Origin of the sequence: Mycobacterium lehmannii (genome assembly GCF_001499925.1) — a bacterium.
Lineage (GTDB): Bacteria > Actinomycetota > Actinomycetes > Mycobacteriales > Mycobacteriaceae > Mycobacterium > Mycobacterium lehmannii.
Genome location: NZ_LQIR01000001.1, coordinates 100,377 through 112,466, shown reverse-complemented (window position 1 = coordinate 112,466; position 12,090 = coordinate 100,377). Strand labels below are relative to the sequence as shown.

Here is a 12,090-nt window from a genome sequence, read left to right as displayed (position 1 = left end):
CTCCCCCGTCGCAGGCAGTTTACGCACAGCACCTGGATGCAGCCGTCATTGCCCTGGTCAAGCGTGTGTATCGCCGCATGGCTGTCGTCCGCACTAAAGTTGGACCCCATACGGGTAACCCTCAACGAGAACGGAGACCGATCATGAGCACACCTGACGGCCTCGCGTTCGGCGATGCCATTCCCGAAGCCGACGTGGCGGACCAGCGCACCCCGGTGTACCCCGACGACCAGGACACCTGGCAGGACGCCTCGGCGATCTCCCGCGAACGCACGTGGGACGCCAACGAAGCTGATCTGGTCGATCAGGCGATCGAGGTGCCGATCCCCGAGGACGACCTGCCGCTGGAATAACCCACCGCGCGCGCACTCGTCGCGAGGATCCGCTGCCCCGCTCGCCTGCGGGTAGTAAGCATGACGCCATGGATCTACGTCCGGAATTGCTCGAAAGCCTCGACTTCGATCCCAACGCCTCGCGTGTCTTCGGCGAGCCCTACGAGACAGCCGACGGCACCACCGTCCTCCCCGTCGCTGAAGTCCGCGGCCGAGCCAGGCGCGGCGGTGAGCCGAACGTCAAGGTGACGAGCAGGCCGGCCGGTGTGTTCGTCATCAAGGACGGCGATGCGGTATGGCGACCAGCGGTCGACGCGACCCGCATCACGCTGGCCGGAATCCTGGTCGGGCTGGTGACCTCAGCGCTCGCCGGGGTGGCGATGGTGCGACGCCCGCCCTGGCCCGACCTGTACGGCGACATCTCGTCGCGATGAGGCGGTGCACGGCGACGGTCAGTTCTGCCGTGGGAGCAGCTCAACGACGAACTGGTCGACGAATTCGGCCATCGCGATGCGCCCCGCTGGACGGATGACGAATTTGGTCAGGCCGGCGTCCAGGTAGGCGTCGAGTTGCCGGTGCAGCTGCGGCCAACCGTCGGCGATCAGCTCGGAGGGGTCGACGTCGGGCCGGCGCCGGCTGATCGCCGCCAGCATCTGCGGCGACGCTGCGCCGTCGGCGACGGCCAGGTTGATGCCGAAGTGGTCCGGCTCGACCTCTCGCCCGGCATCCTCGGCCGCGCGCTGGATCGCCTGTCGGGCTCGACGCGCCTCGGCGGGAGTGACGAAGCTGCCGAGCCAACCGTCGCCCAGGCGGCCGATACGCCGGAACGCGGCGGGGGCCGACCCGCCCAGCCAGATGTCGAGCGGCTTGACGGGCCGGGGTGCCACCGCCGCCGACGAGACCGTGTAGTAGTCGCCGTCGAACGAGACGTCGTCGTGTTCGAGCACCGCACGAAGCAGCCGCAGCGCCTCGTCGAACACCGCGGCGCGCGCCCCGTCGGGCACCACGAAGATCTCGCGTTCTGCCGCGATGGCGGACCGCAACCCGAAGACCGGGAGCACCCGTTTGGGCGCTAACGCCGCGAGTGAGGCCAGCTGCTTGGCGACGAGCACCGGGTGCCGTCCCGGTAGCACCGCGACCGACGTACCGACCTTCAAGCTGCGGGTGCGCGCCAGAGCGAAAGCCATTCCGACGAACGGATCGACGGCCTCGGAGTACACGAGTTCGGAAAACCACAGCGAGTCGACGCCGGTGTCTTCCAGCTGGTCGACGATGTCCGGCAGCTGTTGCGGCCCGATGTCGGCGCCGAGCCCGATCCCGAATCGAATTTTCACGTCGCCGACATCGTACTTGCGCGTGCTTTCGGGGCGGCGTCGGTGCACGGGGCGCTAGGGTTCTCGAAAACGCTTGCCAGAGAGCGAGGAAACGGTGGACGGAGCGGTGACGGTGGCGATGGCGGCGCCGGCGGAGCGGATCTGGGACCTGATCGCCGATGTGCGAAACACCGGCAAGTTCTCCCCCGAAGTCATGGAGGCCGAGTGGCTCGGTGGTGCCACCGGTCCCGCGCTGGGGGCCCGGTTCCGGGGCCACGTCAAACGCAACGAGATCGGGCCCGTCTACTGGACGACGTGTGAGGTGACGGCCTGCGAACCGAACCGGGAATTCGGCTTCGCGGTGCTCATCGGAGACAAGCCCGTGAACAACTGGCACTACCGGCTCGCCCCCGTCGACGGCGGTACTGAGGTCACCGAGTCTTTCCGGCTCAACGACTCGCTGCTGATGAAGCTGTTCTCGGTGTTCGGAGGCCAGCTTCGGCGCAGGCGCAACATCCGCGACATGCGCAAGACGCTCGAGCGCATCAAGGCGGTGGTCGAGGCGCCCGAGGGCAGCTGAGCAGGAAACGTTGTCCGCCAGCGGATTACAGGCTGCGCAGGCGCCGGACGCGATCGCTGATCGCCCGCTGCGAGACGCCGGCGTTCCTGGCCAGGGCCTCGAACGCGTGGGGGCAACCCGGGTACACATGCAGTTCGGTGGGCACTCCGGCGTCGGCCAGTCGGGTCGCATAGGCGACGTCTTCCTTGCGGAAGATGTCGAGATCGCCCACGTCGATGTAGGTGTCGGGAAGTGCGCTCAGGTCCGTGGCTCGGGCAGGTGCCGCGTACGGCGACACGGAGGCCGATCCGGCGTCCTCACCCAACAGTGCGCCCCACCCGGTGGCGTTGTCGTCGTACGTCCACGTCAGGTACGGCAGCAGGCCGGGATCCGGTGTCCCGGGGCGGTCGTCGAGCATCGGATAGATCAGTAGCTGCTGTGCGACTGCCGGGCCGCCGCGGTCGCGCGCCAGCAGGCACACACCCGCGGCGAGGCCGCCGCCCGCGCTGTCGCCCATGACCGCGACCCGGTCGGGTTCGATGCCGAGCGTCGAAGCGTTGCCGGCCAGCCAGCACAGTGCCTCATAGCAGTCCTCGGCCGGTACGGGGTGCGGGTGTTCGGGAGCGACCCGGTAGTCGACCATCAGCATCGGCACCCCGGAGGCCGCTACGTAGTCCCGCACTGCGAGGTCGTAGAGGCTTCCGACGTGTTCAAGGCCGAAAATCATTCCGCCGCCGTGCAGGTACAGCGCCGCGCTGCCCGGCTGCTCCCCCGCCCGCTGATACCAGCCGAGCGCCAGCGTTGCCCCGTCATCGGTAGTCAGCGAGTGCCGCGTGACCTCCACGCCGGCGGCGGGCCCCCGTTGGCCCGCGACGGTGTCGAACATCCGGTGACCGTTGACGCGCCGTGAGTCGACATCGCCGATCGGCGCGGGGTCGACGTCGCCGACCGCGGCAAGCAGCGGTGCCATCTCCTCCAGCACTTGGGCGTCGATACCGAGGGGCATGCGGGCACACTATCGCGGCCCGGCGTGGTCGCGATGTGAGTTCGACGCATTGACTTTGCCTCGGACGTGATGTCGATGCGGTATTGATTCCCTTGCGCTGCTTGACTTCTGGGAACCAACTGTCGGTTTGGCGAGGCGTACTCGAACCGCGTGAGACAGGATCTGCTCGCAGATGCGGACTTTGACGGTGTGGTCAATCCGCCCCGGTGGGGCCGGCGCATTTGGTAGAACAATGCCAGTTGCGCCGCGAGCCGAGGAGCCTGCAATGGGTCAGTGGTCACGTGAGGAGATCGAGGAGGCGTTTCACGCCTATCAGGACGCGGTCGTCGACATCGGCAAGACGTGGGACTGGTCGAGCTATGCCGATCACTTCACCGAGGACGCGACCTACGTCGAACATGCCCTCGGCAACATGGCGGGCAGGGAGACCATCCGTGACTGGATCGTCTCGACGATGAACATGTTCCCAGGCAGCGAGATGCCCTTCTATCCGGTCGAGTGGTACTCGATCGACGTCGACAAGGGCTGGGTGATCAACCGCAACGTCAACACGATGAAGGATCCCGGCGACGGCAGCGTGCACGGCACCCCGTGATCACCGTTCTCAGGTACGCCGGCGACGGGAAGTGGAGCTATGAAGAGGACGCCTACAACCCGATGAACTTCCTGGTGATGGTGCAGGGCTACATCCAGCGCTGTCACGAACTGGGCACCATCTCCGACGACGCCCGCGTGTTCGCGAAGAACATGAACTGGCAGTTGTCATAATCCATTTGGCCACGTGTTCGGGATTCGGCTTCTGCGGTCAATAATCGGCCTACCCTCGGGCGGGTGGACACCGCGACACCGCCCACCTTCGGCGCGCACATGATCAGGGTCAACGGCACACCTCCGCCCGAGGTGCCGTTGTCCGAGGTCGACCTGGGTTCCTGGAAGTTCTGGGTGCAACCCGACGACTTCCGTGACGGCGCATTCGCCACGCTGCGCCGCGAAGCGCCGGTCTCGTTTCACGCACCGCTGGAAACCCCCGGTGTGGCCGAAGGTCCCGGCCACTGGGCGATCACCAAGTTCGACGACGTCTGGTACGCCAGCAGACATCCGCATATCTTCAGCTCGAGTCCGAGCATCACCATCAACGACGCGAACCCGGAATTGTCCGAGTATTTCGGCTCGATGATCGTGACCGACGATCCGCGTCATCTTCGACTGCGAAACATCGTCAGCCGGGCTTTCACCCCCAGGGTGGTCACACGCACCGAGGTCGCGGTCAGAGATCGCGCCCGGCGCCTCGTCGAAGAGATGATCGCCGAACATCCCGACGGCCACGGGGAGGTCGTCGCGGAGTTGGCCGGACCACTGCCGCTGCAGGTGATCTGCGACATGATGGGTATCCCCGAGGACGACCATCAGCAGATCTTCCACTGGACCAACGTGATCCTCGGCTTCGGGGACAAAGACATCGCGCAGGACTACGAGGAGTTCGTCAAGGTCGCGATGGACATCGGCGCCTACGCGACCGCACATGCCGAAGATCGTCGCGCCCACCCGCAGGAGGATCTGACGACCGCGCTGGTCGAGGCCGAGGTCGACGGCGAACGTTTGACATCGGCCGAGATCGCATCGTTCTTCATCCTGTTGGTGGTGGCCGGGAACGAGACCACCCGCAACGCGATCAGCCACGGCGTGCTCGCGCTCACCCGCTATCCGCGCGAACGCGAGCGGTGGTGGGCGAACTACGAGACCGTTGCCCCCACCGCCGTCGAGGAGATCGTCCGGTGGGCGTTCCCGGTGAACTACATGCGCCGCACCTTGACCGAAGACTGCGAACTCAGCGGCGTCACGATGTCTGCCGGAGACAAGGCCACGCTCTGGTACTGCTCGGCGAACCGCGACGAAGACAAGTTCGCCGACCCCTGGACGTTCGACGTGACACGAAGCCCCAATCCGCATGCCGGATTCGGCGGCGGTGGAGCGCATTTCTGTCTGGGCGCCAACCTAGCCCGGCGCGAGATCACCGTCGTCTTCGAGGAACTGCACCGGCAGATACCCGACATCGCCGCCACCGAGGAACCGGCGCGGTTACTGTCGCCGTTCATCCACGGGATCAAGCGACTGCCGGTGTCCTGGACACCGCCTCGCTGAGGTCGTCACGACTGGGTCGCGCCGCAGGCGGTGACATGGTTCGCAGCCCGGTTGGCCGATCACTTGTGTCGTCAGGCGTTCCATGGGTAACCAACGGCCATGCATCCCGAACACTTTCGTACCCTGCTGACTTCGAACGGCCCGTATGCGTCGGTGTACTTCGACGATTCCCACAACACCGCCGACGCGGCGGCTCAGATGGACCTGAAGTGGCGCGCGCTGCGTGAGCAGCTCGAGGAGCAGGGCGCCGATCCGGCGGTGACAGAGAGCATCGAGCAGGCCATCACGGATGCGGCTCCCCCGGTCGGGCCCAGTGGTCGCGCGGTCGTGGCCAGCGCCGACGGTGTCTTGGTCAACGAACACCTCATTCGGCCCATCGAGCCTGTCGTCCGGGTGTCGGCACTGCCCTACATCGTCCCGGTCGTCGAGCACGGCCTCGACCGACCGACGTACGCCGTGGTGATCGTGGACTACGAGGGCGGCGACATCACGCTGTACCGCGAGGGCACCGCGGTCTCGGACACCGTCGACGGGGATGCCTACCCCGTGCACAAGGCTTCGGGCGCCGACACCCCGGGATATGGCGATCCGCAGCGGACCAGCGATGAGGCGCGCCAACAGAACATCCGGGCGGTCGCAAGCCAGCTGACCACGCTGGTCGACGACGCCAAACCCGAAGTCGTATTCGTCGTCGGCGAGGTTCAGTCGCGCACCGACCTGATTGGGGAACTACCCGAGCGAGTCGCTTCGCTGGTGGTCGACGTGGGCGTCGGGGCGCGGCACAGCGGGTTCGACGACGCCGACCTGCAACACGAGATCGATCAGGAGTTTCAGCGTCGCCGCGTGGCGGCGATCGACGAGGCCGCACAACGCTTCACCGCCGAGCTCGGGCGCGGCGAGGGCATGGCGACCGAAGGGCTGGACGGCGTGACGGCGGCCTTGCGGGCGGGCGCCGTCGACACCCTGATCATCGGAGACGTCGGCGACGCGACCGTCGTGGCCGGCGATGACCTGGCCACGATCGCGCCGAACGCCGACGTCCTCTCCGAGCTGGGCACGGCCCCGAGCCAGACCCTGCGGGCCGACGAGGCGCTGCCGATGGCGGCGATCAACACCGGAGCCGCGTTGATCCGCACCGACGAGCGCATCGATCCGGCCGACGGCGTCGCCGCGATCTTGCGCTACGCGCTGCCCCGCTGACGCCGGGCGCGGCTCAGCGGGCGCCGACGATATTGGCCAGCGCGGCGATCGGTGTGTCGTCGAGATGCTGGCAGAGTTCCAGCGCGTGCCCGAAAACCCGCTGCGCTCCGGCCTTTTCGAGCTCACTGCGGGAGACTCCCCCGCTGAGCACCGCGATGCTGTCGACACCTGCGCGTTTACAGGCTTCAACATCCCAGATGGTGTCGCCGACGAAGACGGCATGCGAGGCCGTCACCCCTGCGCGTTCGAGAGCGACCTCGACGATGTCGGGCTCGGGTTTGGCGGTGTCCACATCCTCCGAGGAAGTCACCGCGTACACCAGGTGGTCGCTGTCGAGCACCTCGCGCAGCACCGACAGCTCCTCTTCCGGTGCCGAGGTCGCCAACACGACCCGGATGTCGAGCTTGTGCACCGCTTCGAGCAGTCCGCGTGCGCCCGGCAGTTGCCTCAGGTGCGGCGCCAACTCCTTGTAATAGCGCGAATGCAAATCCTTGGCCTGGCTACGGGTCTCCTCGTCAGCCTCTGCTCCCAGCGTGTTGACCAGTGTCGTGCCATCCATCCCGATGGAGCGGTGGATGCGCCAGGCCTCGACCGGGTGACCGGCCTCCTCAAATGCCCGGTACCAGGCATGAACGTGCAGGTAGTTCGAGTCGACCAGCGTCCCGTCGATATCGAAGAGGACGGCCGATGCGGTCTTGGCTTGCTCGGTCACGAGCGGTGGTGCTGCTCGGGGGCCCGGTTCGGCTCGGCACGCGTGGTTCGATCGTCTCGCACGCCATCGGTTTTGGTGGTCGACGGATCGGCGACCGAGTCGGACGTTCGCGTCTGCGGGTCCAGGGCGTCGGCGCGGGCGCGTTGTTCATCGAGTTCGTCGCGCTTGGTGTTGACCGCGTTGCGGTGCGTGTGGGCAGCATCCTGCAGCCGGGCCGCCTCGGCGGCTTTCGCCTCTGCTTCGGCTTGTGCGGCACGGGCGCGAGCCTCGGTTTCCTGCGCGACGGTCTCGCGCTTGCGGAGATGATGCGACTTTTCGTCGACCTCCGTGCGGAGCCGATCGGCTTCCATGCGGCGGCGCTTGTTGCGCGCGTTGCGCGCCAGGAGCGCCACCGCCACGATCGCGGCGATCAGGACGATGGCGACGATGATCCACACGATGGCGTTGTTATCCATGTCGGCTCCTCTGGTCTGTCGAGCCGGCTCGTTGACGAACCCGCTAATTCTGCGTGTGCCCGGGCAGCCATCCGGCTAAACGGCCGATGGTCAGACAGTTAGGGGCGGCCGCCATAGGGACAGCGCTCGCTGAGTCGATGGCGGCTCGCCCGCAGCTGTCTGGCAGGGATTTCGGCCCACCGGCCGACGGAATTACCCGCTTGAGCAACGAAAAGCGTTGTTGCGGAGCGGAGCTCAGGATTCCCGTTGTTGGGCGATGCTAGAGCGTCGCGGTCAACGGTCCGGACGGCTCGCAGACCGGCTCGGGCGGGTTGCCCGAGGTGGAGCAACCCCGACCCGTCGCCACGTACGTCGCGCCCGGTTGATACGGCGAGTAGTACGCCCGCGCTGTTAACAGCCCGTTGTTCTGCACACAGTTCTCCGGCCCCGCGTTGCCCTGGAGTTCGACGCAGGCGATCGACTGATACGGGGTGCCGCCGTCGCAGTTCGACGGCGACATCGTCACCGCCACCATGTCCGTTCCTGATACGTGCACGACGTGCGGGGCGGAGAGGGTGAAGGAGCAGGGCGGCTCGTCCGGGTCCGCGGCTGCCGTCGCGGTGACCGACGCACAGCTCAGCGCGACGGTGAAGACCCCGACCATCAGCGACCTGATCATCTCCGGATCGTAGGCCAAGGCCACACGTGCGCGTGCCCCCTTTCGGCGAGCGTGCACCATCCCTGTTACGCGAGCGTGCGGGTCTGCTGACGACACGCCGCGTTAGATCCGCACTTTGCGCACCGTCGCGGGTCAACGAGCGTGCGGTACTCGGCGACGAGGCGATCGACCGCTGTGCGCAGGACACCCGAGAGCGGGCCGTAGAAATTGGCGATCGGCACGACGCGCATGCGCTGAATGTGACCGTGGGCCGTGTGCTGGCGTTGACGAGTCGGTGGCGGGCAGACGAACTACCGGTGAATGTGCGGACTGTGGCGGGGTTTGCGCACATTCGTCGGCCCGCGACGGTGCGCAAAAGGCTGATTTTCCGCGGCGTGTCGTGTGCAGGCACGCACGGTCGCGGGAATGGGATCAGGCGACGTATCGGGTGAACCAGTCCTGCACACGGTGCCACGCGTCGGCCGCGGCGGTCGCGTTGTAACGCTCGCCGGTGTCGTTGAAGAATGCGTGGTTGGAGTCGGGTTCGGTGACCAACTCGAAAACCAGACCGGCTTTTTCGAGTGCCGCCCGCGCGACGGGTTCGGTGGCGTTCACCCGCTGATCCTGGGCCGCGTAAATCCCCAGCACGGCAACGTCTTTCGATCCGGAGAAGTCGGGGTTGTCGGGTGTGGGCCCGTAGAACGGGACCGCCGCCGACAGCCGAGGCTCACCGGAGTCCAACAACCGCCACACATAACCACCGCCCATGCAGAAGCCGACCGCCGCGACCTTCTTGCCGGGAACGCGTCGTTGCAGTTCGTCGATGCCCGATTTCAGATCCGCGACCCCTTCCTCTGGCGGGATCTTGCCCAGCGCCGCGGTCGCCTCCGCGGGATCGGCGAACGTCGATGTCCCGCCCTTCGCCGAGAGCAGGTCGATCGCCAGCGCTGAGTAGCCGATTCCGGCGAAGCGACCCGCCACCGAACGGATGTAGTCGTTGAGTCCCTTGTTTTCGTGGATGACGAGCACGCCGCCGCGGACGTCCGGCGCCTGGGCCCAAGCGGCCTGCAATTCGCCGCGAGGCCCAGCCCAGCTGACCGGTGTGGTCGCCACCGCTGTCTCGCTGCCGGGCGGCGGGGCGCTGGCCGTGACGGCGCCGCTCGACGTGGCCGGGGCGTCGGCCGTCGGCTCCCGGTTCTGGCCGCATGCGGCGAACAACGCGGTCGCGCCCGCGGTGCCGACACCGAGCAGCGCCAACCGGCGCAGCGCCTCCCGCCGCGACAGCAGGCCGTCGACGTGGTCGGTGGCGATCTCTTCGGCGATGTACCGCTGGAGGGGGGTCATCCCAGCGAGTATGCCCCGATACGGACACCGCCGGAACCCTCGCACGAGGCCGCAACATCGTCGGATACATGCACGTCAGCAAGCACAGTAGACAAATTCGCGAATCTGTTCACAGATTTCGTTGACATGGCAATCGCCGGGCTGTTCTATGGCGGGGTGAGCTACGACACGATCATCCGCAACGGCCTCTGGTTCGACGGCACCGGCGCTCCGTCGGCGATCCGCAACCTCGGTATCCGCGCGGGCCGTGTGGTGGCGGTCAGCGAAGACGATCTCGACGCGACCGGTTGCCCGCAAGTCATCGACGCGACCGGTAAGTGGGTCATGCCCGGCATGCTCGACATCCACACCCACTACGACGTCGAAGTGCTCAACGGTCCCGCCCTCGCCGAGTCGCTGCGCCACGGCGTGACCACGGTGATGCTCGGGTCCTGCTCGCTGTCGACCGTGCACGTCGACGCCAGCGACGCCGGTGACATCTTCGGTCGGGTCGAGGCGATCCCCCGTGACCACGTGATCGCCGCGGTCGAAGAGCACAAGACCTGGTCGAACTGCGAGCAATACATCCAAGCTCTGGAATCCCGGCCGCTCGGCCCCAACATCGCGGCATTCATCGGTCACTCCGACATGCGCGCCGCGACCATGGGACTCGACCGCGCCACGCGTAAGGACCAGCGCCCCACCGAGGCCGAGCAAGCTCAGATGGAGTGTTGGCTGTCGGAGGCGCTGGAGGCCGGATTCGTCGGAATGTCGTCGCAACAGCTGCTTTTCGACAAGCTCGATGGTGACGTGTGCCGGTCGAGGACCCTCCCGTCGACCTACGCCAAACCGCGCGAGCTGCGTCGGTTGAAGGCGTTGCTGCGACGCGCAGGCCGGGTTCTGCAGTCCGGCCCCGACATCGAGAACCCGCTCAACCTCGGCTCACAGCTGGCGCAGTCGCTGGGCCTCATCCGCAATCCGCTCAAGACCAGCTTGTTGTCGGCCGCGGACGTGAAATCGAACCCGTACAGCATCCACGCGCTCGGTCCGGCCGCGCGGCTGGTCAACAGGCTCGGCGGCAACTTCCGTTGGCAGCATCTGCCGGTCCCTTTCGAGGTTTACGCCGACGGCATCGATCTGGTGGTCTTCGAGGAATTCGGCGCGGGCGCGGCGGCGCTGCATCTGCGCGACGAGGTCGAGCGCAACGAGCTCATGCGCGATGCGGCCTACCGGCGCCGATTCCGCAAGGAGTACGAGAGCAAGCTCGGCATCCGGGTGTGGCAGCGCGACTTCTTCGACGCCGAGATCGTCGCGTGCCCGGACACATCGATCGTCGGCAAGTCGTTCGGTCTGGTCGGTCAGGAGCGCGGCGGTGTGCATCCCGTCGACGCCTTCCTCGACCTGGTGCTCGAACACGGCACGGCACTGCGATGGCGCACCACGATTTCCAACCATCGCCCCGAGGTGCTCAAGAAGCTCGCCGCCGATTCCGGCATCCAGATGGGCTTCTCGGATGCCGGTGCGCACCTGCGCAACATGGCGTTCTACAACATGGGTCTGCGGTTGCTGCGCCACGTGTACAGCGCCGAACGCGCCGGGAAGCCGTTCATGACGGTCGAACACGCGGTGCACCGGCTCACCGGTGAGCTGGCCGACTGGTATCGCCTGGACGCCGGGCACCTGCGTATCGGCGACCGCGCCGACATCGTGATCGTCGACCCCGCGCACCTCGACGATTCGCTGGACCGCTACGCAGAAGAGCGCGTCGACCATTACGGCGGGCTGTCGCGCATGGTCAACCGCAACGACGACACTGTCTCGGGTGTGTTCGTCGGCGGCCGCGCGGTCTTCCTCGACGGCAAGCCGACGCATCTCGTCGGCAAACGGCGGACCGGACGGTTCCTGCGCGCAGCGCACAAGGCGCCCGCGCTCGTCGAGCAGGAAGGGGAATTGGCCAGTGTCGGTTGAGGATACGGTTCTGGGCATGTGGAAGGCGCTCTCGGCGCGCGACTGGGAGGCGGTCAAGACCTTTCTGTCCGACGACTGCATCTACCTCGACGTGCCCGTAGGTCCGGCAGCCGCTGCGCGCGGGCCGGAGGACATCGTCAAGCGGCTCAAGATCGGCTTGGCGCCGTTGGCCTCCTACGAGAACTTCACGGGGTTGCTGGTCGACAACGGTGCGGACGTGATGTACGAGCATTCCGAGGAATGGCACTGGGCCACAGGTGAATCGGCTGTACTGAAATTCGTCAGCGTGCATCGCGTCGAGGACGGCAAGATCACGCTGTGGAAGGACTACTGGGACATGGGCGCGCTGGCCAACAACGCGCCGGCCACGTGGATGGACGACTTCGCCAACGCCGACATGTCATGGGTGTTCGACGCGACCGGACTGGTCTGACTCAGCCCTG

General features: G+C 66.7%; 13 protein-coding genes and 1 pseudogene. 8 read left to right on the top strand and 6 right to left on the bottom strand.

What is annotated here, in order from left to right; genetic code table 11:
- Positions 1 to 143 precede the first annotated feature (143 nt).
- Both AU192_RS00560 and AU192_RS00555 read left to right on the top strand, forming a co-directional pair.
- Positions 144 to 353, top strand: a complete 210-nt coding sequence (locus AU192_RS00560; RefSeq protein WP_064393767.1) for a hypothetical protein — start codon at positions 144 to 146, stop codon at positions 351 to 353.
- 68 nt (positions 354 to 421) lie between these two features.
- Positions 422 to 766: a hypothetical protein gene (locus AU192_RS00555; RefSeq protein ID WP_064393766.1), complete on the top strand. Its 345-nt coding sequence runs from the start codon at positions 422 to 424 to the stop codon at positions 764 to 766.
- An 18-nt stretch (positions 767 to 784) separates the two neighbouring features.
- Here the strand turns inward: AU192_RS00555 and AU192_RS00550 are convergent, their stop codons facing one another.
- Complete coding sequence (locus tag AU192_RS00550) at positions 785 to 1,666, bottom strand: TIGR03854 family LLM class F420-dependent oxidoreductase (protein ID WP_064394152.1); 882 nt, start codon at positions 1,664 to 1,666, stop codon at positions 785 to 787.
- Between the two features lie 94 nt (positions 1,667 to 1,760).
- Between AU192_RS00550 and AU192_RS00545 the strand changes: the two genes are divergently transcribed.
- Entirely contained in the window at positions 1,761 to 2,225 is a 465-nt protein-coding gene (locus AU192_RS00545) for an SRPBCC family protein (protein ID WP_064393765.1), read from the top strand.
- A gap of 25 nt (positions 2,226 to 2,250) precedes the next feature.
- Here the strand turns inward: AU192_RS00545 and AU192_RS00540 are convergent, their stop codons facing one another.
- Positions 2,251 to 3,210 (bottom strand): alpha/beta hydrolase, encoded by a 960-nt coding sequence (locus tag AU192_RS00540; protein ID WP_064393764.1) that lies wholly within the window; start codon positions 3,208 to 3,210, stop codon positions 2,251 to 2,253.
- 265 nt (positions 3,211 to 3,475) lie between these two features.
- Between AU192_RS00540 and AU192_RS00535 the strand changes: the two are divergent.
- The 3 genes and pseudogenes from AU192_RS00535 to AU192_RS00525 all read left to right on the top strand — a co-directional run bounded on the left by AU192_RS00535 (position 3,476) and on the right by AU192_RS00525 (position 6,552).
- Positions 3,476 to 3,978, top strand: a pseudogene (locus tag AU192_RS00535) (YybH family protein).
- Between the two features lie 99 nt (positions 3,979 to 4,077).
- Positions 4,078 to 5,352 carry a cytochrome P450 gene (locus AU192_RS00530; protein WP_064394151.1) on the top strand — a complete coding sequence of 425 codons (1,275 nt, stop codon included), beginning with the start codon at positions 4,078 to 4,080 and terminating at the stop codon, positions 5,350 to 5,352.
- A gap of 99 nt (positions 5,353 to 5,451) precedes the next feature.
- Positions 5,452 to 6,552: an Rv2629 family ribosome hibernation factor gene (locus tag AU192_RS00525; RefSeq protein ID WP_064393763.1), complete on the top strand. Its 1,101-nt coding sequence runs from the start codon at positions 5,452 to 5,454 to the stop codon at positions 6,550 to 6,552.
- Between the two features lie 13 nt (positions 6,553 to 6,565).
- Here AU192_RS00525 and AU192_RS00520 read toward each other — a convergent pair whose 3' ends face one another.
- The 4 genes from AU192_RS00520 to AU192_RS00505 all read right to left on the bottom strand — a co-directional run bounded on the left by AU192_RS00520 (position 6,566) and on the right by AU192_RS00505 (position 9,700).
- Positions 6,566 to 7,264 carry an HAD family hydrolase gene (locus AU192_RS00520; RefSeq protein ID WP_064393762.1) on the bottom strand — a complete coding sequence of 233 codons (699 nt, stop codon included), beginning with the start codon at positions 7,262 to 7,264 and terminating at the stop codon, positions 6,566 to 6,568.
- Positions 7,261 to 7,719, bottom strand: a complete 459-nt coding sequence (locus AU192_RS00515) for a hypothetical protein (protein WP_064393761.1) — start codon at positions 7,717 to 7,719, stop codon at positions 7,261 to 7,263. The genes AU192_RS00520 and AU192_RS00515 overlap by 4 nt, the downstream gene beginning before the upstream one ends.
- A gap of 259 nt (positions 7,720 to 7,978) precedes the next feature.
- A complete protein-coding gene (locus AU192_RS00510; protein WP_064394150.1) occupies positions 7,979 to 8,377 on the bottom strand; it encodes a hypothetical protein in 399 nt (132 codons plus the stop codon).
- Between the two features lie 411 nt (positions 8,378 to 8,788).
- Positions 8,789 to 9,700, bottom strand: a complete 912-nt coding sequence (locus tag AU192_RS00505) for a dienelactone hydrolase family protein (RefSeq protein WP_064393760.1) — start codon at positions 9,698 to 9,700, stop codon at positions 8,789 to 8,791.
- A gap of 126 nt (positions 9,701 to 9,826) precedes the next feature.
- On the opposite strand from AU192_RS00505, the gene AU192_RS00500 reads away from it, so the two are divergent.
- Positions 9,827 to 11,647: an N-acyl-D-amino-acid deacylase family protein gene (locus tag AU192_RS00500; protein WP_064393759.1), complete on the top strand. Its 1,821-nt coding sequence runs from the start codon at positions 9,827 to 9,829 to the stop codon at positions 11,645 to 11,647.
- Positions 11,648 to 11,663: 16 nt separating this feature from the next.
- Positions 11,664 to 12,080, top strand: a complete 417-nt coding sequence (locus tag AU192_RS00495; RefSeq protein ID WP_207544893.1) for a nuclear transport factor 2 family protein — start codon at positions 11,664 to 11,666, stop codon at positions 12,078 to 12,080.
- Positions 12,081 to 12,090 lie beyond the last annotated feature (10 nt).

What these genes read in the sequence shown, in the direction of transcription:
- AU192_RS00560 (WP_064393767.1), top strand. Translation starts at nt 144, where the DNA reads ATGAGCACACCTGACGGCCTCGCGTTCGGCGATGCCATTCCCGAAGCC.
- AU192_RS00555 (WP_064393766.1), top strand. Translation starts at nt 422, where the DNA reads ATGGATCTACGTCCGGAATTGCTCGAAAGCCTCGACTTCGATCCCAAC.
- AU192_RS00540 (WP_064393764.1), bottom strand. Translation starts at nt 3,210, where the DNA reads ATGCCCCTCGGTATCGACGCCCAAGTGCTGGAGGAGATGGCACCGCTG.
- AU192_RS00530 (WP_064394151.1), top strand. Translation starts at nt 4,078, where the DNA reads ATGATCAGGGTCAACGGCACACCTCCGCCCGAGGTGCCGTTGTCCGAG.
- AU192_RS00525 (WP_064393763.1), top strand. Translation starts at nt 5,452, where the DNA reads ATGCATCCCGAACACTTTCGTACCCTGCTGACTTCGAACGGCCCGTAT.
- AU192_RS00515 (WP_064393761.1), bottom strand. Translation starts at nt 7,719, where the DNA reads ATGGATAACAACGCCATCGTGTGGATCATCGTCGCCATCGTCCTGATC.
- AU192_RS00510 (WP_064394150.1), bottom strand. Translation starts at nt 8,377, where the DNA reads ATGATCAGGTCGCTGATGGTCGGGGTCTTCACCGTCGCGCTGAGCTGT.
- AU192_RS00505 (WP_064393760.1), bottom strand. Translation starts at nt 9,700, where the DNA reads ATGACCCCCCTCCAGCGGTACATCGCCGAAGAGATCGCCACCGACCAC.
- AU192_RS00500 (WP_064393759.1), top strand. Translation starts at nt 9,827, where the DNA reads ATGGCAATCGCCGGGCTGTTCTATGGCGGGGTGAGCTACGACACGATC.
- AU192_RS00495 (WP_207544893.1), top strand. Translation starts at nt 11,664, where the DNA reads ATGTGGAAGGCGCTCTCGGCGCGCGACTGGGAGGCGGTCAAGACCTTT.